Annotated in this window: 16 protein-coding genes and 2 pseudogenes; 8 read left to right on the forward strand and 10 right to left on the reverse strand. The window is 65.4% G+C overall.

The window, feature by feature from the left end; all coding sequences use genetic code 11:
- Positions 1-10: 10 nt before the first annotated feature.
- A complete protein-coding gene (locus LWC34_RS16960) occupies positions 11-1,255 on the forward strand; it encodes an IS701 family transposase (protein ID WP_233726375.1) in 1,245 nt (414 codons plus the stop codon).
- A 105-nt stretch (positions 1,256-1,360) separates the two neighbouring features.
- Here LWC34_RS16960 and LWC34_RS16965 read toward each other — a convergent pair whose 3' ends face one another.
- Entirely contained in the window at positions 1,361-2,593 is a 1,233-nt protein-coding gene (locus LWC34_RS16965) for an IS110 family RNA-guided transposase (protein WP_372496507.1), read from the reverse strand.
- A 474-nt stretch (positions 2,594-3,067) separates the two neighbouring features.
- Between LWC34_RS16965 and LWC34_RS16970 the strand changes: the two genes are divergently transcribed.
- The 3 genes from LWC34_RS16970 (at position 3,068) to LWC34_RS16980 (ending at position 7,810) form a co-directional block, all read left to right on the forward strand.
- A complete protein-coding gene (locus tag LWC34_RS16970) occupies positions 3,068-4,429 on the forward strand; it encodes an IS1380 family transposase (RefSeq protein ID WP_233724825.1) in 1,362 nt (453 codons plus the stop codon).
- A gap of 711 nt (positions 4,430-5,140) precedes the next feature.
- The gene (locus LWC34_RS16975) at positions 5,141-6,277 is read left to right on the forward strand and encodes an IS30 family transposase (RefSeq protein ID WP_372496545.1); all 1,137 of its coding nucleotides are present in this window, start codon (positions 5,141-5,143) and stop codon (positions 6,275-6,277) included.
- Positions 6,278-6,352: 75 nt separating this feature from the next.
- Positions 6,353-7,810 carry an IS1380 family transposase gene (locus LWC34_RS16980; protein WP_233722402.1) on the forward strand — a complete coding sequence of 486 codons (1,458 nt, stop codon included), beginning with the start codon at positions 6,353-6,355 and terminating at the stop codon, positions 7,808-7,810.
- A 348-nt stretch (positions 7,811-8,158) separates the two neighbouring features.
- Here LWC34_RS16980 and LWC34_RS16985 read toward each other — a convergent pair whose 3' ends face one another.
- Positions 8,159-9,757, reverse strand: coding sequence for an ISL3 family transposase (locus tag LWC34_RS16985; RefSeq protein WP_308200058.1), 1,599 nt, complete (start codon positions 9,755-9,757; stop codon positions 8,159-8,161).
- A 544-nt stretch (positions 9,758-10,301) separates the two neighbouring features.
- Positions 10,302-11,822, reverse strand: a complete 1,521-nt coding sequence (locus LWC34_RS16990) for an FAD/NAD(P)-binding protein (RefSeq protein ID WP_308200059.1) — start codon at positions 11,820-11,822, stop codon at positions 10,302-10,304.
- A 400-nt stretch (positions 11,823-12,222) separates the two neighbouring features.
- On the opposite strand from LWC34_RS16990, the gene LWC34_RS16995 reads away from it, so the two are divergent.
- Positions 12,223-13,965 (forward strand): CoA transferase, encoded by a 1,743-nt coding sequence (locus LWC34_RS16995; RefSeq protein WP_233726027.1) that lies wholly within the window; start codon positions 12,223-12,225, stop codon positions 13,963-13,965.
- Between the two features lie 385 nt (positions 13,966-14,350).
- Here LWC34_RS16995 and LWC34_RS17000 read toward each other — a convergent pair.
- Positions 14,351-14,580 (reverse strand): annotated as a pseudogene (locus LWC34_RS17000) (ATP-binding protein); the annotation flags it as partial.
- Between the two features lie 185 nt (positions 14,581-14,765).
- Between LWC34_RS17000 and LWC34_RS17005 the strand changes: the two are divergent.
- On the forward strand, positions 14,766-15,530 hold the full coding sequence (locus tag LWC34_RS17005; protein WP_233726028.1) for a transposase family protein: 765 nt from the start codon (positions 14,766-14,768) through the stop codon (positions 15,528-15,530).
- A gap of 199 nt (positions 15,531-15,729) precedes the next feature.
- On the opposite strand, the gene LWC34_RS17010 is transcribed toward LWC34_RS17005, so the two are convergent.
- The 6 genes and pseudogenes from LWC34_RS17010 to LWC34_RS17035 form a co-directional block, all read right to left on the reverse strand.
- Entirely contained in the window at positions 15,730-16,719 is a 990-nt protein-coding gene (locus LWC34_RS17010) for a tyrosine-type recombinase/integrase (protein WP_233723072.1), read from the reverse strand.
- The gene (locus LWC34_RS17015) at positions 16,716-17,645 is read right to left on the reverse strand and encodes a tyrosine-type recombinase/integrase (protein WP_233723073.1); all 930 of its coding nucleotides are present in this window, start codon (positions 17,643-17,645) and stop codon (positions 16,716-16,718) included. The genes LWC34_RS17010 and LWC34_RS17015 overlap by 4 nt, the downstream gene beginning before the upstream one ends.
- The gene (locus tag LWC34_RS17020; RefSeq protein WP_233723074.1) at positions 17,642-18,808 is read right to left on the reverse strand and encodes a site-specific integrase; all 1,167 of its coding nucleotides are present in this window, start codon (positions 18,806-18,808) and stop codon (positions 17,642-17,644) included. Before LWC34_RS17020 ends, LWC34_RS17015 begins: the two co-directional genes overlap by 4 nt.
- 143 nt (positions 18,809-18,951) lie before the next feature.
- The gene (locus LWC34_RS17025) at positions 18,952-19,530 is read right to left on the reverse strand and encodes an ATP-binding protein (RefSeq protein WP_284051454.1); all 579 of its coding nucleotides are present in this window, start codon (positions 19,528-19,530) and stop codon (positions 18,952-18,954) included.
- Positions 19,530-20,321 (reverse strand): annotated as a pseudogene (locus tag LWC34_RS17030) (Mu transposase domain-containing protein); the annotation flags it as partial. The gene LWC34_RS17025 and the pseudogene LWC34_RS17030, both read right to left, overlap by 1 nt.
- Before the next feature lie 121 nt (positions 20,322-20,442).
- Positions 20,443-21,255, reverse strand: a complete 813-nt coding sequence (locus tag LWC34_RS17035; RefSeq protein WP_233726029.1) for an ExeA family protein — start codon at positions 21,253-21,255, stop codon at positions 20,443-20,445.
- 258 nt (positions 21,256-21,513) lie between these two features.
- Here LWC34_RS17035 and istA point away from each other — a divergent pair, with 258 nt between their 5' ends.
- On the forward strand, positions 21,514-22,980 hold the full coding sequence (istA, locus tag LWC34_RS17040; RefSeq protein WP_233723026.1) for an IS21 family transposase: 1,467 nt from the start codon (positions 21,514-21,516) through the stop codon (positions 22,978-22,980).
- Positions 22,977-23,747 (forward strand): IS21-like element helper ATPase IstB, encoded by a 771-nt coding sequence (gene istB / locus LWC34_RS17045; protein ID WP_233723025.1) that lies wholly within the window; start codon positions 22,977-22,979, stop codon positions 23,745-23,747. The genes istA and istB overlap by 4 nt, the downstream gene beginning before the upstream one ends.
- The last annotated feature ends 78 nt before the right edge of the window (positions 23,748-23,825 follow it).

The raw sequence follows: 23,825 nt of genomic DNA on the forward strand, positions 1-23,825 counted from the left end.
CGACGGGCTGATGGCTCGGGTGGCGAAGCGGTTTAAGCGGGTGGAACCGCGCCGGCGAGCACGAGCGTTCGTGGAGGGGCTGCTGGCCGACCTGCCGCGCAAGAACTGCTGGACGATCGCCGAGCACGCCGGGGACGCGACGCCGGACGGGATGCAGCACCTGCTGTCGCGGGCGGTGTGGGATGCCGATGAGGTGCGCGACGACGTGCGGGATGCCGCGGTGGAATATCTCGGTGACACCGACGCGATGCTGGTCGTGGACGAGACCGGCGACGTCAAGAAAGGGACGTGCACGGTCGCGACCCAGCGCCAATACACCGGTACCGCCGGGCGGATCGAGAACGCCCAGGTCGGGGTGTTTCTGACCTATACCACCAAGGTCGGGCACACACTGATCGACCGTGAGCTGTACCTGCCGCGCTCCTGGACCGGTGATCCTGATCGGTGCGCGGCGGCCGGGGTCCCTGAGGACACCGGGTTCGCGACCAAGCCCGCGCTGGCCTCGCGCATGATTCTGCGTGCCCTCGACGGTGGTGTGCCCGCCGGGTGGGTCGCCGCGGACGAGGTCTACGGCAGCAATCCGACGCTGCGTGGCGATCTGGAGAAACGGCGGGTCGGGTACGTGCTCGCGGTGGCCTGCGACCACCGGGTCAGCACCGCCACGGGCACCTATCGGGCCGATGAACTGCTCGCGCGGCTACCGAAACGTGCCTGGCAGCGACTGTCCGCGGGCAAAGGCGTGAAAGGACACCGGTTCTACGACTGGGCCTGGATCAGTCTCACCAGCGGTGATGACGAGCCCGCCGGGCATCGGTGGCTGCTGGTCCGGCGCAACCGCCGCACCGGCGAACGTGCCTTCTACCGCTGCTACGCGCCCGAAAGGGTGCCGCTGGCCACGCTGGTGCGGGTGGCCGGGCGCCGATGGACCGTCGAGGAGTCCTTCCAAACCGGCAAAGGCCAAACCGGTCTGGACGAACACCAAGTCCGCACGTGGACATCTTGGTATCGCTGGACAACCCTGGTGCTGCTCGCCCACGTCTTCCTCGCGATCGTGACGGTCACCGCCCGCGCCAGACCCGCTGCGGACGGGCTGATTCCGTTGACACTCAACGAAATCCGCCATCTCTACAACGCACTGGTGCTCACTCCGGCCACAGACATCCGGCACGTCCTGCACTGCTCACACTGGCGCAGGCGACACCAATACCGAGCCCAGCAAGCCCACTACCAGCACCAATCGCTCCAGGAACCATGAAGATCACGATCTACGACTGGAGTACTAGGGAGCACTTTTCGGGTGAATACTACGTCAGAGTGGACGCGTGGGTTGGCAGTGGAGACATCCGATGTGGCGAAGAAGTCAAGCGGCCGCTGTGAGGGGTTCGAAGAATGCCGCGGTCTCGTCGTAGGGTTGCCGGGTCTGCAGGCAGTGGTAGAGCTGGCCGAGCATGCGGTTGAACAGGTGCCGCAAGGCAGCAGCATGGCGGTCGCCGGCGGCGCGGCGTCGGTCGTAATGGGCGCGGGCGCCGGGTGAGCCGGTGAGCGCGGCGAAGGCCCACACGAATCCCGCGGCGGCGAGTCTGTCGTTTTTGACCTTGCGGTACGTGATCACGATGCTGCGTCCGGATGCCCGTGTGACCGGTGCCGAGCCGGCGAACGCTTGGAGCGCGCGAGCATCGGTGAATCGGTCGCGGTCGTCGCCGATCTCTGCCAATACTCGGGCACCGGTTGTGTCGGCCAGGCCCGGGAACGAGGTGATGATCGCGTAATCCGGATGTTGGGCGAACGCGTCGGCGGTGGCGGCTGCGAGTTCGTTGACGCTGTCGCACTCGGTGTCCAATGTGGCCAGCAGCCGCAGAGCCTGAGAGCCCATTGCCTGTTCCACCAAGGCTTCCTGCCGTAGCTGCGGAACGCGCAACGCGTCGCGTAGCTCGACAGCAAGTGCGTCGATACCGCGCTGACGCCCCGCGCGACGCAGCGCGGCGGCGATCCGCGCTGTCGACAAGCGTGCGGCCTTCGCGGGTGTGGGTGCGATCGCCAGCACTGCCCGGGCAACGCGGCTGGTCAAACCGCCGTCTCGGTGAGCGAAAATGGCGAGGAAGCCGGGGAAGTACTCGCGCAGCAGGGATCGGAGCTCGTTGGATGCCTTAGTGCGACGCCAGATTGCGTCCTGGTGGGCACGGGCGAGTACGGCGATCGAGCGGGCCAGTTCGCTGTCTGCGGGGAGCTGGCGGTGCGCGTGCATGTCGGTGCGCAGGATGTTCGCCAACGTCATCGCGTCCACGTGGTCAGACTTCGACCGCGCGACCGTGCGTCGCTCGCGATACCGGGCTACCGCCATCGGGTTGATCGGATACACCGGCCGTCCGGAGGCGCGCAGCACGGCCACCAGCAGGCCGCGTGGGGTCTCGATCGCCACCGGGATCGGGTCGGCTGGGTCGTCACCAGCTTCGGCCAGAAGCCCGACGAGCTCGGCAAAACCCTCCGCCGGCTCGGTGATCCGCCGCTTGGCCACCAGCTTGCCCTGCTCGTCGACAAGCGCAATGTCGTGATGCGATTCGGCCCAGTCCACCCCGCAGTACACCGTCGACACCGGCATCGCCTCCCGTTTTTGTGTTGGTATCGGTGCAGGTCAGCACCCCTAGTGGAACCACGCAGCTCCCTAATGGAAGGACTCTGAGTCCGACATCCGATTAGCCGTTCGCGACTCCAGCGACCCGCACGGCTCCCGGTCTCACTGGAGAGCTCCACGGCTCGGGCACTACGAGAGATAGCACCGTGCGAGCGGGCTGCAACCACGATCAACAACATCGCCGATCACCAGCGCACTGGCGGTCACGACACGCCGGACATCAACCCAGCAACCGGTGTGGCGCCCGCGCCGATCTTCCCGAAGGCATCACACAGGCCGGTACGCCCAAGGCGTCGAGCGCCACACCGAGCTGGCGAACGGCCCACAACCCCGGTTGAGCGCCGGCCTCCACTGAGGACTTGCGACCTGGTGGGAGAAAGGCATTCCCGACCGGGCCACGGGCCGTTCGTCCCCCATTAGGTGGGCGGGATCGGTGTGGTTTCGCATGTCGGGGCGGCGGCGCTGCGGCTGCTGGCTACCAAGGTTGGTTTGACCTCTGGGTTGTCGACTGCGTTGCGGCGCAAGGGATTCATGCCGACACATGATCGCGGCCAGGTGGTCACCGACCTCGCGGTGATGATCGCCGATGGTGGCGAGGCGATCAGCGACATCGCCATCGTGGGCGATCAGAGCGAACTGCTGGGCCCGGTGGCCTCGATGCCTACCGCATGGCGGATCCTGGACGAGGTCACGCCGGCCAGGTTAAAGAAGATCGCCTCGGCTCGGGCGAAGACCTGCCGCTACGTGTGGACGCTGATCAAGGCCCGGCACGGCCGGATCCCGCCGGCCAGGATCGCCGGTGGGGATCTCGGCGCGACGGTCGTGATCCGCCTGGATGCCACCCTGCAGACTGTCCACAGCGAGAAACAACACGCGGCACCAACCTACAAACACACCTTCGGATTTCACCCACTGACCGCATGGTGTGACAACACCCGCGAATCGCTGGCCTTCCAGCTACGGCCCGGCAACGCCGGCGCCAACACGGTCGCCGATCACCTCACCGTGCTGGGCGAGGCGATCACCCAGATCCCCGCCGAACGCCGCCGCGACCTGCTGATCACCTGCGACGGTGCCGGCGCCACCCTGGAATTGGTGCGCCACATCACCACCCTCAACGACCGACGCGGGTTTCAGGTGCACTACTCGATCGGGTTCGACCTGGACGCCCGTGTCCGCACCGCGATCGGCCGGATACCCGAACAGGGATGGCAGGCCGTGCTCGACCCCGACGGGCAGGCCCGCGACCTGGACAAGGCCGGCGTCGCTGAGTTGACCGGCCTGCTGCGCCACAGCGCTGGCGGCGACACACTCGCCACCTGGCCCACCGACATGCGGGTGATCGTGCGCCGCGAGAAACCCCACCCCGGGGCACAACTGTCGCTGTTCGAGGAACACCACGGCTGGCGCTACCAACTGCTGGCCACCAACACGCCCACCGGGCAGATCGCGTTCCTCGAAGCCCGCCACCGCACCCAAGCCCGTGTCGAAGACCGGATCCGCTGCGGCAAGGACACCGGGCTGGGCCGCCTGCCCTCCCGCGACTTCGCCATCAACCAAGCCTGGTGCGCCACCGCGACCATCGCCTGCGACCTGCTCGCGTGGCTGCAACTGCTCACCCTGCACGGCGAACTCGCCCACATAGAACCGAAAACACTGCGCTACCGACTCCTGCACACCGCCACCCGACTGGTCCACGGCGGACGACAACGCACCCTCAAGATCCCCGCCACCTGGCCCTGGGCCACCCACCTCGCCGCCGCCATCACCACAATCCTCGCCCTACCACCACCCTGACCAGCCACAACCCGACCCAACGACCCGAAAGGACCCAACCCGGCCCCTGGAACCGGCGTCCACCCGGCACGACAGCCGGCGAAACACCCTGCCACCAACCACAAAACAAGATCAACAAGAGGTTGACGACACGGCCCCAGAACAGACGATCACACCCGTGAATACGTAGCAGTACACCCGCCGGGTCCCAGGGCTGACGGCGTCCGAGACCACCGGCACGTACTGGGCAAACGTCGGAACCGGTGGGAGATCTGGAGACTCGAGCAGTTCCCGCGGTGAAACGCCGAGACTCTCCAAGACACGGTGCGCGGTTTCAAGGTCGGTGCGGCTCGCGCCCACAGGCGGCTGGGTCTGCCGCTGCCATGCCGGTCTCTGCCTGCCTGCGTTGGTGATCACGCGCGAAGCTTCGACCATACGGGCCTGTGCCGCCACTTCACCGACATACTCCGCTGAAATCACCTAGCGCTAGGCCGATTTCGTCATCTGTGGACGCGTGTCGTGCTGGCATGTGTCCACGGTCGCGCGCACGAGGCGTCACTGGTTATGACGGTTTGAAGTGACCGCAGATGTTCGTTGTGGGTTCTATAGGTGATCGCAACACCCGATGGGAAAGGTGTTGCAATGAAACAGTTTCGTCGAACAACGGGTAAGCGTGGGCCCGCACCCCAGGCGGCCAAGCGTGAGCAATATCTTCGGCTGATGGCGCAAGGGATGAGCAACTCGGCGGCGTGCCGAGAGGTCGGGATCGCTCGCAGGACCGGCGACTGGTGGCGCTACGGGCGCACCGTGACGGACGGGACGGGGCGTAAGCACACATACCCGCCGATCACGGTCGAGCCGCCGCCGGAGATCTCCTCGCGGTTCTTGTCCGAAGACGAGCGGATCGCGATCGCCGACCTGCGGCGGGCCGGGAACTCCATCCGCGCCATCGCCCGGGAACTGGGCCGCGACCCGGCCACCATCAGCCGCGAGGTACGCCGCAACGCCGACCCCCATACCGGCGCCTACCACCCCCACCGCGCCCAGAAACGCGCGGTCGCCCGCCGGGCGCGCTCCAAGGAGGGCAAATTACGGCGAAACCCGCAGCTGCGCGAGTTCGTCCAGCAGCACCTGGACCAACGCTGGAGCCCTGAGCAGATCAGCCGCGCCGCCCAGGTGAACTTCCCCGACCAGCCTGACATGCAGGTGGCGTGCGAGACCATCTATCAGGCGCTCTACCGGCCAGAACGGGGCGGACTGGACCGCGAGCCGGGCAAGGCACTGCGGACTAGACGCGCTTGGCGCCGCCGGCGCCGCCCCGGCAGGCGCACCACCCGGTTCGTCACGCCCGGACTGATGATCAGCCAGCGCCCCGCCGAGGTCGCGGACCGTTCCGTGCCAGGACATTGGGAAGGCGACCTCATCGTCGGCAAAAACGGTGGCTCGGCCATCGGAACGTTGGTGGAACGCGCGACCCGCTTCACCGCGCTGGTCCACCTGCCCGGCCGCCACGACGCCGACAGCATGCTTGACGGGCTTGTCCGGGCGGCGGGCACCCTTCCCACAGGTGTGGTTCGGTCGCTGACGTGGGATCAAGGCGGCGAGATGGCGCTGCATGGCCAGTTCACCGCCGCCACCGGAATCCCCGTCTACTTCTGCGAACCGGCCAGTCCTTGGCAGCGAGGGTCGAACGAGAACACAAACGGACTGCTGCGCCAGTACTTTCCCAAGAGCACCGACCTGTCGATCCACACCGCCGACGACCTCGCCGCCGTCGCCGCCGAACTCAACAACCGTCCCCGCAAGGCACTCGACTGGGCCACTCCAGCCCAACGTTTCGCTAACCCTGAGTATTCATGGCGATCTTGATTCGGGCGCCGTGTCGGAACAGGGAAAAGTGCTCCTGAGCTGGGAAGATGAGGTTGCTAATGCCTGTTCTTACCCATGAAGCTCTGGAGCACTTTCGACGTGGATGTTACTGGGTGGTCGCGGGATCTGGCGGTAGAAGTCGGTGGGCGTGGCGTGGTCAGTCATGCCGGGACCGCGGCGGTGCGGTTGCTGGCCGACCGCACCGGGTTGACGGAAGGCTTGTCGCGGGCGATGGCGCGGCGTGGGTTCATGCCGGTGCATGACCGTGGCCGGGTGTTCGCCGACACCGCGGTGTTGATCGCTGACGGCGGGCGGGTCCTGTCGGATCTGGCTGTCCTGCGCGATCAGGCCGAACTGTTCGGGCCGGTCGCCTCAGATCCGACGTTGTGGCGCACGTTGGACGCGGTCGGTCAGGTGCAGCGCAACAAGATCGCCCGTGTGCGTGCCCGGATCCGCGAGCATGTGTGGTCGTTGATCGAGCGACGGCACGGCCGGATTCCGCCGTCGCGGGTGGCCGACCGTGATCTGGGCACGACCGTGGTGGTCCGGTTGGATGGTTCGCTGGTGATCGCGCACTCGGACAAACAACTCGCCGCGGGAACCTACAAGGGCAGCTTCGGTCATCATCCGCTGCTGGCCATGTGTGACAACACCGGCGAATCGCTGGCCCTGTTGCTGCGCACAGGAAGCGCCGGATCCAACACGACAGCTGATCACCTCGAGGTCCTCGACGCCGCGATCGCCCAGATCCCGGCGAAACATCGAAGGAACCTTCTAGTCACCGTGGACGGCGCGGGCGCCTCCCACGGTCTCATCAAGTACATCACCGCGCTGAACGCCAAGCCAGGCAGGCAGGCGCACTACAGCGTCGGCTGGGAACTCGGTGCGCGGGAACGAGCCGCGATCGGCCGTGTCCCCGCGAAGGCATGGCAGGCAGTGCTCGATCACCACGGCGATCCTCGGCCGCTGGACAAAGCCGGCGTGGTGGAACTGACCGCGCTACTACGTCACCACCCCGACGGGGACCAACTGGAGAACTGGCCGGCCGATCTGCGGATCATCTGTCGTCGTGAGAAACCCCACCCCGGCGCACAGTTGTCCCTGTTCGAAGAAGCCGACGGCTGGCGCTACCAACTGGTGGCCACCAACACCCCGGGCAGCGGTTCGGGCGCCACCGTCCAGTTCCTGGAAGCCCGTCACCGCCCGCACGCCCGAGTCGAGGACCACGTCCGCTGCGGCAAGCAAACCGGCCTCGGTCACCTGCCCTCCACCAAGATCGAGATCAACCGGGCCTGGTGTCTGGCCGCCACCATCGCCATCGACCTGCTCGCCTGGCTGCGCCTGCTCTGCCTTGAGGGCACCCTCGCCAAAGCCGAACCCAAAACCCTGCGCTACCGGCTACTGCACACCGCCGCCCGCATCGTCCGCGGCCAACGCAAACGCAAGATCAAAATCCCGGAAACCTGGCCCTGGGCCGACCCTCTCGCCGCCTGCCTCCGGGCAGCGCTGGCCCTGCCACCACCAACTCGATGACCCCTGTCCCTGCCCCTCGACCTGAAAGGCCCGCCCCCCAACCCGGCGCCCAGCCAACACCGGCGGCCGGGCTCGAACCCTGACCATCACCACACAGCAACCAACTCAAGATCAACATCCGAACCGGCACAGGCGGACACGTCACCCACGTGAATGATCAAGGCTAAGCTCGTCGCAACAGTCAGATGATCACGTGTTGCGATCATCATCAGAATCCGCCGTTCGACGAAACTGTTTCATTGCAACACCTTTCCCATCGGGTGTTGCGATCACCTATAGAACCCACAACCAACAACTGCGGTCACATCACGGGCTCTGGCTCAGGTTTTGTGAGCCGGTGACGGATTGTCATGACAACAGAACGCGTTTGCGGAGTAGCCGAAATCCTGCGCGGCCGAACATCTGGCGTTTCAACATCTTGATCCGGTTGACGTGGCCTTCGACAGCGCCGGAGTTCCAGCGCAGGGTGAGCCCGGCGGTGACCGCAGGCAGGTCGCGCTGGAGGCCGGCGGCGAAGTTGTGCAGCCTGGGGAGGTCGTTGGCCTGAACATCAGCGAGCCACTGCGGAAGGCGCTCACCGCGCAGGTGGACAAGCATGTCCGCGAAGGAGCGGACATGGCCGCTGAGGGCGTCGAGTTCCGGGCAGTGGTCGAGCACGGCCTTCAGGGTGAGGCAGTGTGGTTCGTCGAGGTCGTCTGGAGGAGTGGCAATCCATCCGGCGACCGCGCGTGCCGAAGGCGGTCGAGTGCCGACCGGTTGTGGTGTGGTGCGCATGGGCCGGATGTAGGCGCTGACCGCGCCGTAGCCACCGGTGTAGCCCTGGGCGGTGATCTCCTTCCACAATGCCCAGACATTGGTGAAGCCGCTTGTCCAGCGTTGGTGCAGATAGGGTTTGTAATCGTCCAGTTTGGTGGGTCGGTTTTGCCACTGGCCGGTGAACAGTGCCTCCGGGGTGGAGGCGCGGGCGTAGCGGGCGACGGTTTTGCCGCCCATACGCAACTGCCGGGCGATGGCTCGCTGGCTGTGCCCGGCCGCGAGCAACTCGTGCACCGCGGCGTGAGTGGCGCGGGCACGATCGGCGAACCGGTGGCCGGTGGGCCACTGCGTGCCGGGCTGCTCGTCCTCGGTCGAGGGCGTGTCCGCTGCGGTCGAGGTCTCGGCCATGGCGGTGCGGATGCAGGCAGCGTGCCCGGAGACGCAGCGTTCGATTGTCTGTACCAGGTTGTGCCAGAGATGCCACCGATCCGCGACCTGGATCGCTTGTGGCGCACCGGTTGTGGCGCCGTCGATGTAGGACGGGCCGCGATCCCGGCAGACGATCTCAATCGTCTGGTGTCGCGACAGCCAGGCCGCCACGGTCTCGGCTTCCCGGTCGGGTAGCAAGTCCAGTGGCCTGTGGGTCTGCATATCGATGACCACGGTTCCGTAGACGTGGCCCTTGCGCAGGGCGTAGTCGTCGACGCCGACCGCTACCGGGGCCGGCGGTGACGGATCCGGCAGGGCACAGACCAGCCGTAACAACGTGCTGCGGCTGGCCTGAACGCCGAGAACCTTGCACATCTTGGCGCCCGCGCGTCCGGCCAACGCGAGGCCGATCTTCTCCAACGTTGAGCGCAGTCGCTCCGACCACCGGCCATGCCGCCGTGTCACACCTGGAATCTGTTCCACGAACGTCCTCTTAGGACACTCTGTGTTCGCGCATACGAAACGCCTTGCCCGCACAACAAGCACCGTGCGTCGGCCAGTTGACGGAAGGTCAGTCAACGACCGTGAGTACCGCCCGTGCACCCTCGCCGACCATGCTCCACACGCTGGGCAATCCGCTCCGGCCGTGTCGGAGCGAATGGTCACGCGTAACTCCCCAAACTCGATCTGTAGATCAGTCACGACCACATTGGCCAAGCCCAGCAACAACGTCCCCACGCACGAGTCCAGCTCAGAACACACAAACCTGAACGATGTCGATCATGCTGCAAAGTCAACGTGATCTTGACCCCGCACACGATGTGTTACTGGACCACAAAACCTGAGCCAGAGCCTCTGAAGTGACCGCAGATGTTCGTGAGTTGTGACCACACTTGCCGATCAAGTGCGTGATCAATGTTGGTGAGAAGTGACCGCACTTTGCGGATTGGCGGTCGGCTTGTCGTTTGCTCTCTGGTGATCGCGGTGGTTCGTATTTGCTGGGCCTTACAGATCCACTCGGCCGTAGCGGGAGATGGTTTTGGTCAGGACCATGTCGTCGGCGGCCTCGACCTGCTCGTTGACCCGGGTTGGCTCAAATTAATGTGCACCTGATTGAGGTGATGGATCTCGTCGAGGGCGTGGTCGAGGTCAGCTGGTAACGGATCGGCGGCGGTGATGGTCTGCTGACCGGTGGGCCAGCATCACCAGGATGGTCCACCGATACCAGAAGGTCCAGGTCCGGAGCTAGTGTTCGTCCAACTTGGTGAGGAGGATTAATGGGTGTCCTTGAGCGTCGGGCCTTTCGTTAGTGGCTGGAAGGAGACCGTGCGGCGATGGCGGCGGCGACATGGTTCGCACGCCGGACGAATAGCGGAACAGTGGTGACGAAGAAATACGCTCCGCTGGTCAATTCACCAAGAACTGACACCGTGTGTCGCACCTGGCCGTCCCCGCCGATGGCGTAGCCGGTAGCTGTGTCGATGTCCACCCCGCCCCGAGGGTGTGGGCGCAGGATCCCTACCCGCACTGCGCAATCAATCAGGCCGTGTGCCTTGCGGGGAAAGCCACGCCGAGCCGGGGTTACCGTGTTGACCAGGAACTCCACCGGGACTTCCCCGTAGGCTGTTTGAACGGTGAAGCCGTGGTCACGGACGGCCACCCCAGCGGTGCCTGCCCATACGTTGAGCTGGCCCCGGTCGATCAACTCTGCGAGCAATTCAGCGTTGTTCCGAGGCATGGGTGATGACCAACTCATCAGGTGCGGGTAAGCGTTGGCTATGAGCCAGTCCTTGCTGTCCTCGGCCAAGGCGCACCAAAAGTCCTGGGCCGCATCGAGGAGTGCTCGCTGAAGCAGCGCTGCGGTCACGTCACCCGTGCCGAGTTCGGCGAGTTGCCGACGCAAGCGCTGCGGTGCGGCCTCGGGACGGAGGAAATCCTCGGCGAACCGGTCGAAATCGCCGCCGGCCGCTCGGACTTCTTCGGCCGCCAAGGCGACCAGTTCCGTCAACGACAGAAGCTTGCTCTTGATCGCCGTGGCACGGGTCAGCGTCCTCGGCTGGACGGGTGTCGACCTGCGACGCACAGCCGGCAGCAGGCCGTTACGGGAGAACAGGTCGATCCGGCCTCGATGCCCGCGTGCATGCAGACCAGCGACAACGTCCACAGCGGCCAAGCCGGAACCGATCACCCCGACGTCCGAACAGTTTGGGATACCAGCGACGAGTTCAGCCACCGGGTATGGGTCTATGAAGTACCCCTGCGCGCCTTGTAAGCCGTAGCTGTCCTGGTAGAGGGCGTCGCTGACGCACAACACCAGGTGATCGACGATGATCCGGCGGCCGGTGTCGGTGCGCACCTCGACGCCATCACCCGTCATGTTGAGCTCGGCTGCCAACTCGTCCACCCGCAGCACGCGCCAGCCGGCGTGCTCCAACGCGGCGAGCGCCTCCGCCACGCTCTGTTCGAGGTATCGACCGAACTCAGCCCTGGGTACGAACTTCTGGGTGCCGTCCAGATCGGGATCGACGTCAAGTCCGCGTGATCTCGCCCAGCGCAGCCCGTGCTCGGGGTCATCGGGCTGGATTGACATCACCCCGAAGGGGAGATTCGTGAGGATATAATCTCCGTCCAGTTGGTATGCGCGGCCCCGCCATCTGTTCTCGGAACGGTCGATCAACACCAATTCGCCGGGACTGTTGAAATTCATGGCGTGGGCAGCTAATCCGGCCACTGCGCACGCCCCCGCTGTCCCACATCCTACGAGACCGACACGAAACCCCGTCTTCCTTGTGTTGGCGATATCGCTCAAGGTTTTCGGATCTGCCACTGGGCGATCATAGCAACGAACACTGGAGCCGGAAGTGAGACCGTTGAACAACTGGCGGTCACATGCGAACTCTTCCCTAAAGTACCGAAAACTGGTGCCGTAAGACTCTAGAATTTCCGATCGTCGTGTTCGCCGTCGGCTCCATATACTTCACGTGTTGACATAAAAATGCCACAACGGACACGGGAGACCGGGAGTAATGTAGCTTTACGAACAGAGTATGGTCCGAGTGTCGGTGGAGAGTCGGTCTGGTCGACAAAGAGAGTTGGAGAACTTTGGGTTGCTCGCCGTCCGCGGCGACCAGATCGAGCAGATAGCGACCCACATATAAGGACACGGTCCACTCGTTCGCGCGGTTTTGCGCACAGATACCAGCTTTTCCTGCTCATTGGAAGAAGACATGAAGTCGCTCCGCGCCGACGCAGGCGTACTTCGAGTCGGACAGGAGTCGATGCTGATGCAGGTATCAAAGGAACAGGTCATGCCGCTTGCCGGCATGCGCGCGATAGTGCGTGGCGATTCCGAGACCGCTCGGACGTGCGCGCGCCAGCTGCGGTTTCTTGGCGCGGAGACCTCGGGCGAGTCTCAAGCGCCATCGCAACTGGCGGCGGAAATTGTGGTATCCGACCCGCTTGACAGTAATCCGCTTCGATGTCAAGTGTCCTGGGCCGCACATCCCGACGACCATCGGATTGTCGACGAATTCACGGCGCAGGCAGTGTGCGGCGTCATGCACGTGAACGGCCGCAAGACCGGCAGGCCGACACCACTGGGGGTCGAATACTGCGGCATCGTCGCTGGTATCGCCGCAACGCAAGCTATTCTCGCTGGCCTGTTCGCACGCCGCCGCGGCATCCCGATACACGAGGCCAGCACCTCGGTGGCCCATGCCACGCTGATGACGCTGTCCCAGTACCTGGGAGCGGCCACCGCTGACGACGCAAAGGTGATGGACATCCAACCGGGTGGCCCACCATTCCGTTCCGCGGACGGCGTGCTGTTCCATCCTGAGTTCACCAGCGGCGGCGCGTGGGCGGATTTCTGGCTCAGCCTCGGGGCTTCGGGGCGAGCGGCCTCCGCGGGCTGGCGAGCGTGGTCGCTGCTGCCCGTCACCGCAACAGCGGCTCTGCCGGATGAGCTCGTGGCCTGCATGGCCCGTCACACACTGAGCGAGCTTCGCCAGGTGGCCACTTCCGTTGGTGCGAGCATCTGCCCGGTGCGGACGCTCGCTGATCGCGCGGCGGACATCGGACTGGCTTCGGGCAAGCCCATACCGGCGCCGTGGATGATCACCGCCGTCGGTGCGCTGCCGCGACCGGCGCCACCGCGTAATGCGGTCGGCGACTCATTGCCGCTGGCCGGCCTTCAAGTCGTGGATATCACCCGCAGGATCCAAGGGCCGCTGTCCGGTCGTCAGCTCAGCTTGCTGGGAGCCGCTGTCTGCCATGTCGAGCCGGTAGGCGGCGATCCTTTCCGTGACGTACCTCCGGCGGTCGGCGACTGCGGCGTCATCGTCCATAGTTTTGTCGATGGCAAAGAGGTCGTCGAATTCGATCTCAGGGACCCGGCGCATCGACCCGGCCTGCGCGAGCTGACCGATGCGGCTGACGTGTTCCTGCACAACTGGGCACCCGGCAAGGCGGAAGGCCTCCAGCTCACCGCCGCCGACCTGCGTAGCACCAATCCAGACCTGCTCTACGCCGTCGCATCCGGTTGGGGCGGTCAGCTCGGGGCGCGGCCGCCAGCTGGTATCGAATGGGTGGTCCAGGCCCACACCGGGGTCGGCCAAGCGCTGCTGCCACCTGACTCGCCACCCGGTTACTCGCTCATGACCCCGGTCGACGCCATCGGGGCCATGATCAACGCGCAAGCCATCCTCGCCGCCCTGCTGGTCCGCCAGGCAGATGGGCGGATCTGCGATGTGGAGAGCTCACTGCTGACCGCATCGACTGTGCTCACTACCACCGAGCTGGAACGCGCCGCCGCCGGGCTGCCACAACTGCCCGGCCCATGCGTCGATATCGAGGATCTGCCGGTCACCACAGACCTTGCGACCTTGGGTGACGACCCTTACCTGGCCGGCTGTACGTCTTGGAACGGCTGCTTGACCGTGTCCGCCCCTTGGTCCTTCTCCACAGGCTGACGCGGGCTCTAGTTGGCCCGGGACCTGTCTCGCCAGCACGGCTGAGTGTAAAGCCGGACCCAACCTGCCTATTACCGGCCTCAAGCCGGCAGCTTTCGCCTTGACCGCCGTCATAACCTGAACCACCTGCGTAAAGCGGGCGTGTCCTGCTCGTGCGTGTCCGGCACGAGCAGGACACTTCGCGGTTAGGGGCGGGTTTGAGCTCACCCGGGAAGAGGTACTGGTCAGTACGACCCGATATTAGCGCGCAAATCTGCTCATCAACAACGACACCCCGGGTCAGCGGCCCGCGCTCAATTGGACCCTGCAATCGTGAGCCAAGTCAGGCCAGAGTCCGCGGCGTTCGGCGAAGGTGGCCAGGGCGTGGTCGATGAGGTCGAAGGTGTCATCGCCGCTTCGTAGGCTTGGGTTGTTGTTGCTGGTCATTGGCGTCTGCTCGGGCTCGGCTGTGGGCCAGTCGGTAGGAGTCGGTGCCGTTTCGATGATGTTGCCGCCGAAGGTGAGGCGGTCGACGATGGCGGCGCAGAGGCGCGGGTCGGTGAAGGTTTTGGTCCAGCCGCCGAACGATTCGTTGGACGCGATCGCGACGGAGGCCTTTTCCTCTCGTTCGGTCAGAGGATTATTCAGAACCAGTTGTCGAACTGTATGGAATCGACCCGAGATAGTATGATTTCGATACGATCAATGCTCGGCGTGTCATCTGGGCAACGGTCTCTTCTAGTGATATTGATGGGTTACCACACCAAACATCGTTATCACCCAGGAAGAGACCGTTGCGCTATCATCGTACTACAGGCCTGATGCTGTCGCAGATGCAGGAGCTTGTTCGGCGCGTTCAGAATGCGTTGACTTCCCCGTGGAGCAAGAAGACCGGCCGACCGAAATCATGCGGGTTGTACCGTGCCGTTGAAGTTGCGTGTATGTATCTACGGCAGAACTGCACTCAAGAGTTTCTCGGTGATCTGCGGGACATCTCGCAGGCAACGGTATCGCGAATCACCTCCGTTCTCGTGCCGATCGTCAAGGCCGTGTTGGAGGAGTTCGTACCGGACGTGGAGAACGCGATCAGGATGGTCAAGGGCCGAGCTGTGCTGGTCGACGGCGCCATCACGCCGTGCTGGTCCTATGCTGAGCATCCGGAGCTGTGGAGTCGCAAGAAGGGCACGACCGGGTTCAACGCACAGCTGGTAAGCCTGCTCGATGGCTTTGTCGTCTACGTTTCTGATCCGCTGCCGGGTAAGACCCATGACGCTGCGGCGTTCACTGAAACATCGGTTGCGGAGATCGTCCAGAATTCATGTGGCGCGATCGCCGACAAGGGCTACCAAGGACATGTCGAGGCCACACCGAGAAAAACACCACCACGCGGCGAGCTCAGCAAACGCGACAAAGAGTGCAACGCCGAGATCTCAGCGCTGCGCGCACCCATCGAACGGGTGGTTGCACACGTCAAGAACTGGAAAATACTCCATACCGACTACCGTCGACCATACAACACGTACCGCGACGCATACGATGCGGCACGCGGCCTGTTCTTCTTCTCAATCACATGGGGATTTGAATAGTCCTCTCAATACTTGGAACAGCAGTTCGGCGCCGCGGCGGTCGAGTTCCATGTAGCCGAGTTCATCGACCTATGCCGAACTCGGCATAGGTCGATCTATCCCGACCCCGCGACTATGCCGAGCCAGCGATGGCGTGACAGCGGAACCCGTTGCGGTGGAGGTGATCTGGAGAGTCGGATGAGTGTGGCGGTCGGCATAGTCACAGGCTTTCGAGGAAGGCCAACAGCTTGTCGCCGGGCTGGTAGCGGCCCGGCGCCATGGACGGTGGTGTCGTGGCATCCAAGGCGCGTTGTTTGATGGTCATGTCGGCATGCAGGTAGATGCTGGTGGAACGCGGGTCCGCGTGACCTAGCCAAAGCGCGATCACGGCCGTGTCGACCCCGGCCTGCAGCAGCGACATCGCGCAACTGTGCCGCAGCACGTGGGGGTGAAGCTGCTCCGGCCGGATGGTGGGGCATGTCCGTGCGGCGGTGGCAGCGTGCAGGCGGACAAGGCGTTCCACGGCATCAACGCTGAGCCGCCGCTTGGCGCGGGTCGGGAACAACGGCTGGTCGTTGCGACCGTTGCGTTCGGCAATCCAGCCGTGCAGGACGGCCTGGGTGGCTGTGGTCAGGGGAACGGCCCGGTGCTTTCGGCCTTTGCCGAGGCATCGGACGCTGGCTCCGTCGCCGAATGTCACGTCACCGCAGTCGAGTCCGATCAGTTCGGACACTCGCAGTCCGGTTTGGACGGCCACCAACAGCAAGGCGCGGTCTCGACGGCCTTCCCAGCGACCGGTGTCCGGGGCGTCGATGAGGACGTCGATCTCGGACGCGGTGAGGAACGCGATGAGCTGCTTGTCGAACCGTTTGGCCGGAACCGCCAAGACTCTCTGGATCAGTTCGGCATGCTCGGGGTGGCGCAGTGCGGCGAACGCGAACAGCGATCGGATGGCGGTCAGCCGCAGGTTGCGGGTGCGCGGGCTGTTGTGCCGGTGGTTCTCGAGATGGTCGAGAAACGCCGTGACCAGTTCCGCGTCGAGGTCGGCCCAGTCCAGGGTGGTCGGTGGCTTGCCCGTCTGCTGCTGCGCGAATCCGAGCAGCAGCTTGAGCGAATCGCGATAGGAGGCAATCGTGCGAGGGCTGACCTGCCGCTGAGTGACCAGCCGCTGAGTGAAGAACGCTTGCAGCGTGGGCGCGATCGGACTCATCGAGTGGTCACCTCCCGTCCGGACTCGAGCCGGCGTGCCGCCAGGGCGAGCAGTTCCGGCGCGGCCGATAAGTACCAGTAGGTCCATCGCGGGTCGCGATGGCCGAGATAGGTCGACAACACAGGCAACCGGGCATCGACGTCTTCTCCGGCCCGATACCAGCCAAGGAGGGTTCGGACCGCGAATGTGTGGCGTAGATCGTGAATGCGTGGTCGGCAGGTCGCACTGGTTCCGATTTCTGCGCTGTCGCAAAGGTTTCGGAACACCGCGTGGATCGTGGGATAGACCATCCTGTTGCCGCGGATCGAGACGAAGAAGCTCACGGTCGTGGGCTCGCGGTGCACCGCGTCGCGCAAACGGGCGTAGCGGTGCAAGGCGGCCAGCACTGACGGCTGCACTGGAACCAGCCGGGATTTACCGAACTTCGACTCGCGGATCGTCAACACCGCGTCCGTCTCGTCGAGATCGCTGCGGTCGAGCCGGATTGCTTCGCCGACCCGCATGCCGGTGGTCGCGAGCAGTCCGATCAGCGTGTGGTGGGTCGCCGACGCGAACCGGGTCCGCAGGCTCTGCGCACCAGTCAGCAGCGCGTCGACGTCCGCCGGGCTGAAGATGAACGGCTCGTGGCGGTGTCGCCGGGAGGCGACCAGCCCGAACGGTGGGATCTCGGTGCGCGGGTCCAGCCCTGCCATGTGCCGGGCGAATCCACGGGCGATCGTCATCCGCCGTGCCGCCATCGTGGTCGACGGGTCCACCTCGGGCGCGTTCGCCCACTCCAGCGCGGCGGCAATGGTGACTGTCGGGAGACAGGCGTCGTCGAGGAAGGCGACGAAGCGCGGCAACAGCCGGTGGTATTCGGCCAGGTCGTGGCCCAGGCGATTGCGCAGCCGCAGGTAGTCCGCCGCGGCGTCGGACAGGGCGCTCATCGCTGCTCTCCCGGCCAGGGCAGAGCGATCGACCGCAATGTTGCGAGGTCGACCTTGGCATAGAGTGCGGTGGTGGCTAGGTCGCGGTGGCGCAGCACCTGGCCGATATCGACGAGCTTCACGCCCCGACGCAGCATCTCGGTGGCCAGTGTGTGTCGCAGCCGATGCGCGCCAGCTCGGGGCAGCTTGGCTCGGTCACATGCGCGACGTGTCACGTCGCTGACCAGGTCCGGCCTGATTCCCCTCCTCGGTGCCTTGCAGGAGAGGAACACCGGGCGCAGCGAGGTCGCTGGCCGGACATCGGCGAGGTAGTCGGCCAGCGCTTGACCGACGTCGGCCGGCAGCGGCATCCCGTCTTCGCGGGATGCCTTGCCGCGCAGGATGATCCGGCCATCGCGCCAGTCGATATCGCCCAGCTCCAGCCGCGCCACCTCGATCGAGCGCAGCCCCAACCGCGCCACCAGGATCAGGATCGCGTAGTCGCGCGCTTGCACCGGATCGCTTCGGTCGCAGCTGTCCAGCAGCCGCTGCACCTGACCGGCGGGTAGTGCCTTGGGAATGCTCGTGTCGCGCCATCCAGCCACGGGAGGAACCGCTGTGGTCAGCAGATGCGGCGTCAAGCCGCGCACATACAAGAACTTCAGCAGCGACCGCAGTTCGGCCACCCGGCCCTTGGCCGAGCCGACGCTGACGCGTTCGCTCTCGTGCAGCAAGAATGACACCACCTGCGCCCCGCTCAACGCCTCGAACTCGAGGCGGCCGTCGGTCAGGTTCTGCTGGAGGAACCGGCGGGCGAGATTCTCGTATCGGATGATCGTCATCTCGGCCAGGCCCCGCTCCGCGGCGAGCCACCGACGGTAGTCGACCAGCAGCCGCTCCAGCGCCGATTCCGGCGCGGGCGGGTCGCCGATCACTCCTTCGCCGTGCAGGAACCGCAGCAATGGTGCGAAGCACTTGACGCTCGGCACCTTGCGCCGCCCCGCGGCAAGGCAATCGCTGCGGAGGTCGGCGATCACCGCCGGAGACAGTTGGCTGGGCTGCACGTCGTGTTCCTGCATCCACCGGCCCAACGCACCCATGTCCGTCAGCATGTTGCCGACCGCCAGGGCCGAATATCCCTGCTCCGACAAACTCGTTCGGAAACCCGAGACAAACGGTCCCATCCGACCAGGCTTCCTCCTCGTCCCCGACATGGCCTCGCCTCCGTCCCGGAGCACCCTGCTCCGACACCAGAAGCGTCCCTCTCCGACGGAACTATGCCGACCAACCGGCAAGGCCAAGTTCAGTCACGCAGGGGATTTCGCTGTCACACCACAAGATCCTCGGCATAGTCGCGGGGTCGGGATAGGTCGATGATGATCAGATCGGTGCGGATGAGTCTCGCGAGGGCTCGGGTGATCGAGTCGTCGGCGCGGTGACGGCGGACCAGAACGCCGAGGTCCTCGATGGTGAACCAGGCCACCGTCATCCCGGCTTCGACCGCGGCTTGGCCCAGCGCTTCGCAGAAATGCGATTTGCCGGTCCCGGATGGGCCACAGACGCAGAGATTCTCCTTGCGCTGCACCAATTCCAAGGTTTTCAACGCGTCCTGGGTCGGGCGCGGGATGGTGGAGGCCTGCTCGTCCCAGTCGCCGAAGGTCTTGCCCGCCGGGAACGCGGCGCGTTTGCGGCGAGTGCGCAGGTTGGCCGTGTCCCGCCCGGCGGCCTCTTCTGCCAGCAGGACCCGCACGACCTCCGCGGGGTCCCAGCGTTGGGCCTTGGCGGTCGGGATCAGATCGGTCAACGATCGCCGGATGTAAGGCAGTTTCAGGCGTTTGGTCAGCTCGATCGCCTCGGCCAGCGGGTCACCGGCCGAGCCTGCGACGGTGCGCGGCGAACTTGCCATCACAGCTCCTCTCCCTCATCGCCAACGGCGGCGGTCAGGCCGAAGTTGGACCAGGCCGAGGTTCCCGGTTGCAGGCTGTGTGCCTCTCCGGCCCTGGTCGGTGCGGCCTGGTCACGACCGGATTGGTGGGTCAGGATGCGGATCAGGTCGTTCTCGGCGAACCGGCCGGCGATCGCCGCTGTGCCCAGTGCTTGGTCGACTTCGGTGGCCGGGTGCAGCTTGGCCAGCGCGACCGCCTCGGCCATCTTCGGCCGGATCCGCCGTGCCCCAGCCGCCGCGGCCTCGACCAGCCAGGCCGCGGCTCCTGGCCCAAGCGCGAGAAACGCCGCCTCCTCGGCTGAGGTCGCACTCGGTGTGCGGTCGCCGTCCTTGTTTTCCCGCGGCGGATAGTGCTCCTCGCGGATTACCGGGGTTCCGGGGGTGGAGCGCGGGTGGCGGGCGACTTCGGCCGGGCCGTGCTCGCCGACCGCGGTCACGACCAGTTCATCACCGTGGAAACGAGCCCAGACGCGAGTATCGACCAGTCGGTGCGGGACCGAGTAACGCACTCCCTCCACCGAGATCGTGCAGTCCCAGTTCACCCGCCGGGTAGTGCCGAAGGCGACCGTGAAAGCCTGACCGGGCAACGGATGCAGCCTCGTGCGCTCCTCGGCCAGCGCCTCGGTCGGGCGGCGGCGAGTCTCGCGGTGCGGCCGGTCGTTGACCTGCTCACAGAACCCTCGGCAGGCCGCCTCCAAGTCGCCGAACGTCCGGTACTCCTCGAGCAGGTTCGCGTCCGTGGGCACCAAGTTGTTGACCGGCGTTGAAGATGAGCATGATGGCGGCGTTGAGCGTGAGGATGTGTGGGGATGAGTAAACCCCGCCGGGCGGGTGCCGGGCGGGGTTGTGGTGGTCAGGGTGTCGGGGTGGTGTTCATTCTGCCGTGACTTCGGCGATGGCGGCGCGGACGGAGGATTCGTCGACGATGGTTTTGTCGGTGGCGAATGCGGCGATGAGGGCTTGGACGGCGAGGTTGTTGACCGCGCGGGGGTAGCCGCGGCTGGTTTGGTGGATCAGCGCGACGGCGTCGTCGGAGAACAGGGTGTCGGTGCGTCCGGTCAGGGCGAGGTGGTGGCGGAGGTAGCCGGCGGTCTCTTCGGGTGTCATGGCGGGCATGGCGTAGCGCAGGCCGATGCGTTGGTCCAGGGCGGCGAGTACTCCGAGTTTCATGCGGCGTCGCAGGGTGGGTTGGCCGACCAGCAGGCAGGCGAAGGGGCTGGTGGAGTCCATGTCGTGGTTGGTCAGCATCCGGATGGATTCCAGTTGCGGGTGGTCGAGCAGGTGGGCTTCGTCGATCACCAGCACGGGTATCCGGCCGCGCTCGGCCTGCTCGGTGGCTAATGCCTCGGCTGTTTGCGGGACGAGGGTGGCGTGGTGGACCAGTGGCTGTCCACCGAGGGCGAGGACGATTTGGTGGTGGATGCCGCGGACACCGATGGTGGGGTTGGGCAGGTAGATGATGGTGTGCCTGCTGGTGTCCAGTGTGGATAGTGCGGCGCGGACGGCGACGGTTTTGCCGGCGCCGACTTCGCCGGTGATCACGCCGATGCGGCGTTCGGTGACGCACCAGCCGATGCGGGCGACGGCTTCGTTGTGGGCGGCGTGGCGGTGCAGCATGCCGGGGGCGAGGTCACGGCCGAAGGGCATGCGGGTGAAGCCGTAGAAGCCTTGCAGTTTGTCGATCACGAGCTCACCTCGTTGTCGATGGGGCGGCCGGTGAGCAGGTCGAGTTGTCCGGGAATCTCGGTGTGGCTCTGGAGATCGGTAGTTCTGGCCAGGGCGGCGTAGTTGACCCCGCGCGCCAGCCGTTGTCGGCGTACGGACTCATGTGACCAGCCACGTACGGGTTAATGTGTCCACTTTGTAGCGTGTCGGGGTGTCGGTACGCGCTGGTGATCGTCAAGCTGTCGTGCGACCTGGCGGGTGTGTATAGGGACGGCACTGGTGATCTTGGACGAGGAGCGGTGGGCGGAGCTGCGTCGCTTCCGTGGCTTGTATGAGTCCGGCGCGATGAGCATCTCTGCGATCGCGCGGGAGACCGGGCTGCACCGGCAGACTGTCCGCAAATACCTGGCCAGCGACGCGCGGCCAGGACCGCCGCGAGGCAGCAGCCGCAAGGGGACCCGCACGCCGGTGATCGCCGCGATGGCGCCGGTGATCGATGCGTGGCTGCGCTCAGAGCTGCTGCTGAAAGGCACGGTTATTCACGAGCGGCTGGTCGAGCAGTACGGGTTCACCGGCAACTATCAGCGCGTCAAGCTGTATTTGCAGGAGGCCCGTCCCAGGATCGCGGCCGAGCTGGGTATCGCCCCGGACGAGCTGGGGCTCCTGCACCGCCGGTTCGAGGTGATCCCAGGCGCGCAGGCCCAAGTGGACTGGGGGGACGAGGGTCAGATCCTCGCGCATGTCGGCATTCCGAAGGTCTACTCGTTCCACATGACCTTGTCCTATTCACGCGACCCGTTCTGCTGCTTTACCACCAGTCAGGACCTGGAGACCTTCTTCGCCTGCCATCGCCGGGCGTTCGAGCACTTCGGCGGGGTGCCTCGGGCGATCGTCTACGACCGCACCAAGACCGTGGTGCGTCGGCATGTCGCCCCAGGCAAGGCCGTTCCGTTGCATCCGGAAGCCGTGGCGTTCGCCGGGCACTACGACTTCGACATCGACGTGCTGGCCGCATACCGCCCGACCGGCAAGGGCCGGGTCGAGCGCCAAGTCGCGATCGTGCGCGATCACGTCCTGGCCGGTCGTGGGTTCGCCAGCCTGGAGGAGATGGACTCGGCGTTCACCGCCTGGGTCCCGTTGCGGCGCAAGCGCGTCCACAGCACGCACGGCGAGGTCATCGGCCACCGCGCCGCCCGTGACCACTCGGCCCTGCACCCAATCCCAGTCAGTCCGTATCTGGTCACGCAGCGGCATCTGCGGCACGTCGGCAAGGACTGCCTGGTCGCGTTCGACGCCAGCCTTTACTCAGTTCCTGCCCGCAAGGTCCGTCACCGCCAGCTGGTCGAGATCCGCGCCACCGCCGACACCATCAGCCTGCATGCCACATCCATCGACGCGGCCACGACCGGCAACCTAGCCGACGGCACCCTGCTGGCCGTCCATCCCCGGGCCACGACCAGAGGCCAGCGGGTCGTCGACGAAACCCATTGGGACGGTCTGCCCGACGGCCACACCCGCGCGGTTACCACCAGCATCGAGGACGACGACCACGACGGGAAGGTCATCCCGCTGCGGCCCAATACCGCGCCTGAACAGTCGTGGCCCCGGTCACTGGAGGCGCTGCTCACCCGCACCGCCGCCGCACAGATCAAGGTCGAACACCGCCCGCTGTCGGTCTATGAACAACTCACCGGCACCGGACCCAGCAGGACCACAGCACTACCGCAGACGAAGGATCACCGTTGAACGAGCTGGTCACCACCCGCATCCGCTCCACCGCCACCCGGCTCGGCCTGAACCACCTGCCCAGCCAGCTCGACACCTTCGCCCGCCGCGCCGAGGACAACCAGATGGGATACCTCGAGTTCCTCGACCTGGTCCTGGAAGAGGAAGCCGCCGTCCGCGACGAACGCCGCTTCCGCAGCGCCCTGCGCCTGTCGAAACTGCCGCACCACAAGACCCTGGACGACTACGACTTCTCCTTCCAGCCCGAGCTGGATCCGCGGAAGATCAAAGACTTGGCCACGCTCTCGTTCATTGAGGACAAAGGCAACGCCGCTCTGCTCGGGCCGCCCGGAGTCGGGAAAACACACATCGCCGTCGCTCTCGCGGTCGCTGCCTGCCGCGCCGGCTACACCGTCTACTTCACCACCCTGGACGACATGGTCCGCCGCCTGAAAGCCGCCGACGCGATCGGACGGCTCACCAGCACTCTGCGCACCTACCTACGGCCCAACGTCCTCGTGATCGACGAGGTGGGCTATCAGCCCCTCGAACGCGCCGAAGCCAACCTGGTCTTCCAGGTTATTTCGAAGCGCTACGAGAAAGGCTCCGTCATTCTGACCTCGAATAAGAACTTCGGGGAATGGGCCCAAGTCTTCAGCGACGAGGTCCTCGCCACCGCGATCCTCGACCGGCTCCTGCACCACTGCGACGTCATCCCCATCAACGGCCCCAGCTACCGGCTGAAGAACCGACTCGCCGCCATCACGGACACCGCCACCGTCGCTTGACACCTGGACACATCAGTTCGTACTCACCTGGACACATCACCGGATACGCCGACAGCCGGGCTTGATGTGTGGTGTCAA

It is taken from the genome of Kibdelosporangium philippinense (assembly GCF_021390435.2).
Taxonomy (GTDB): Bacteria; Actinomycetota; Actinomycetes; order Mycobacteriales; family Pseudonocardiaceae; genus Kibdelosporangium; species Kibdelosporangium philippinense.

What these genes read in the sequence shown, in the direction of transcription:
- LWC34_RS17010 (WP_233723072.1), bottom strand. Translation starts at nt 16,719, where the DNA reads ATGAGTCCGATCGCGCCCACGCTGCAAGCGTTCTTCACTCAGCGGCTG.
- LWC34_RS16995 (WP_233726027.1), top strand. Translation starts at nt 12,223, where the DNA reads ATGAAGTCGCTCCGCGCCGACGCAGGCGTACTTCGAGTCGGACAGGAG.
- LWC34_RS17015 (WP_233723073.1), bottom strand. Translation starts at nt 17,645, where the DNA reads ATGAGCGCCCTGTCCGACGCCGCGGCGGACTACCTGCGGCTGCGCAAT.
- LWC34_RS16980 (WP_233722402.1), top strand. Translation starts at nt 6,353, where the DNA reads ATGAAGCTCTGGAGCACTTTCGACGTGGATGTTACTGGGTGGTCGCGG.
- LWC34_RS17005 (WP_233726028.1), top strand. Translation starts at nt 14,766, where the DNA reads ATGCTGTCGCAGATGCAGGAGCTTGTTCGGCGCGTTCAGAATGCGTTG.
- LWC34_RS17025 (WP_284051454.1), bottom strand. Translation starts at nt 19,530, where the DNA reads ATGGCAAGTTCGCCGCGCACCGTCGCAGGCTCGGCCGGTGACCCGCTG.
- LWC34_RS17020 (WP_233723074.1), bottom strand. Translation starts at nt 18,808, where the DNA reads ATGGGACCGTTTGTCTCGGGTTTCCGAACGAGTTTGTCGGAGCAGGGA.
- LWC34_RS16960 (WP_233726375.1), top strand. Translation starts at nt 11, where the DNA reads ATGGCTCGGGTGGCGAAGCGGTTTAAGCGGGTGGAACCGCGCCGGCGA.
- LWC34_RS16975 (WP_372496545.1), top strand. Translation starts at nt 5,141, where the DNA reads ATGAGCAACTCGGCGGCGTGCCGAGAGGTCGGGATCGCTCGCAGGACC.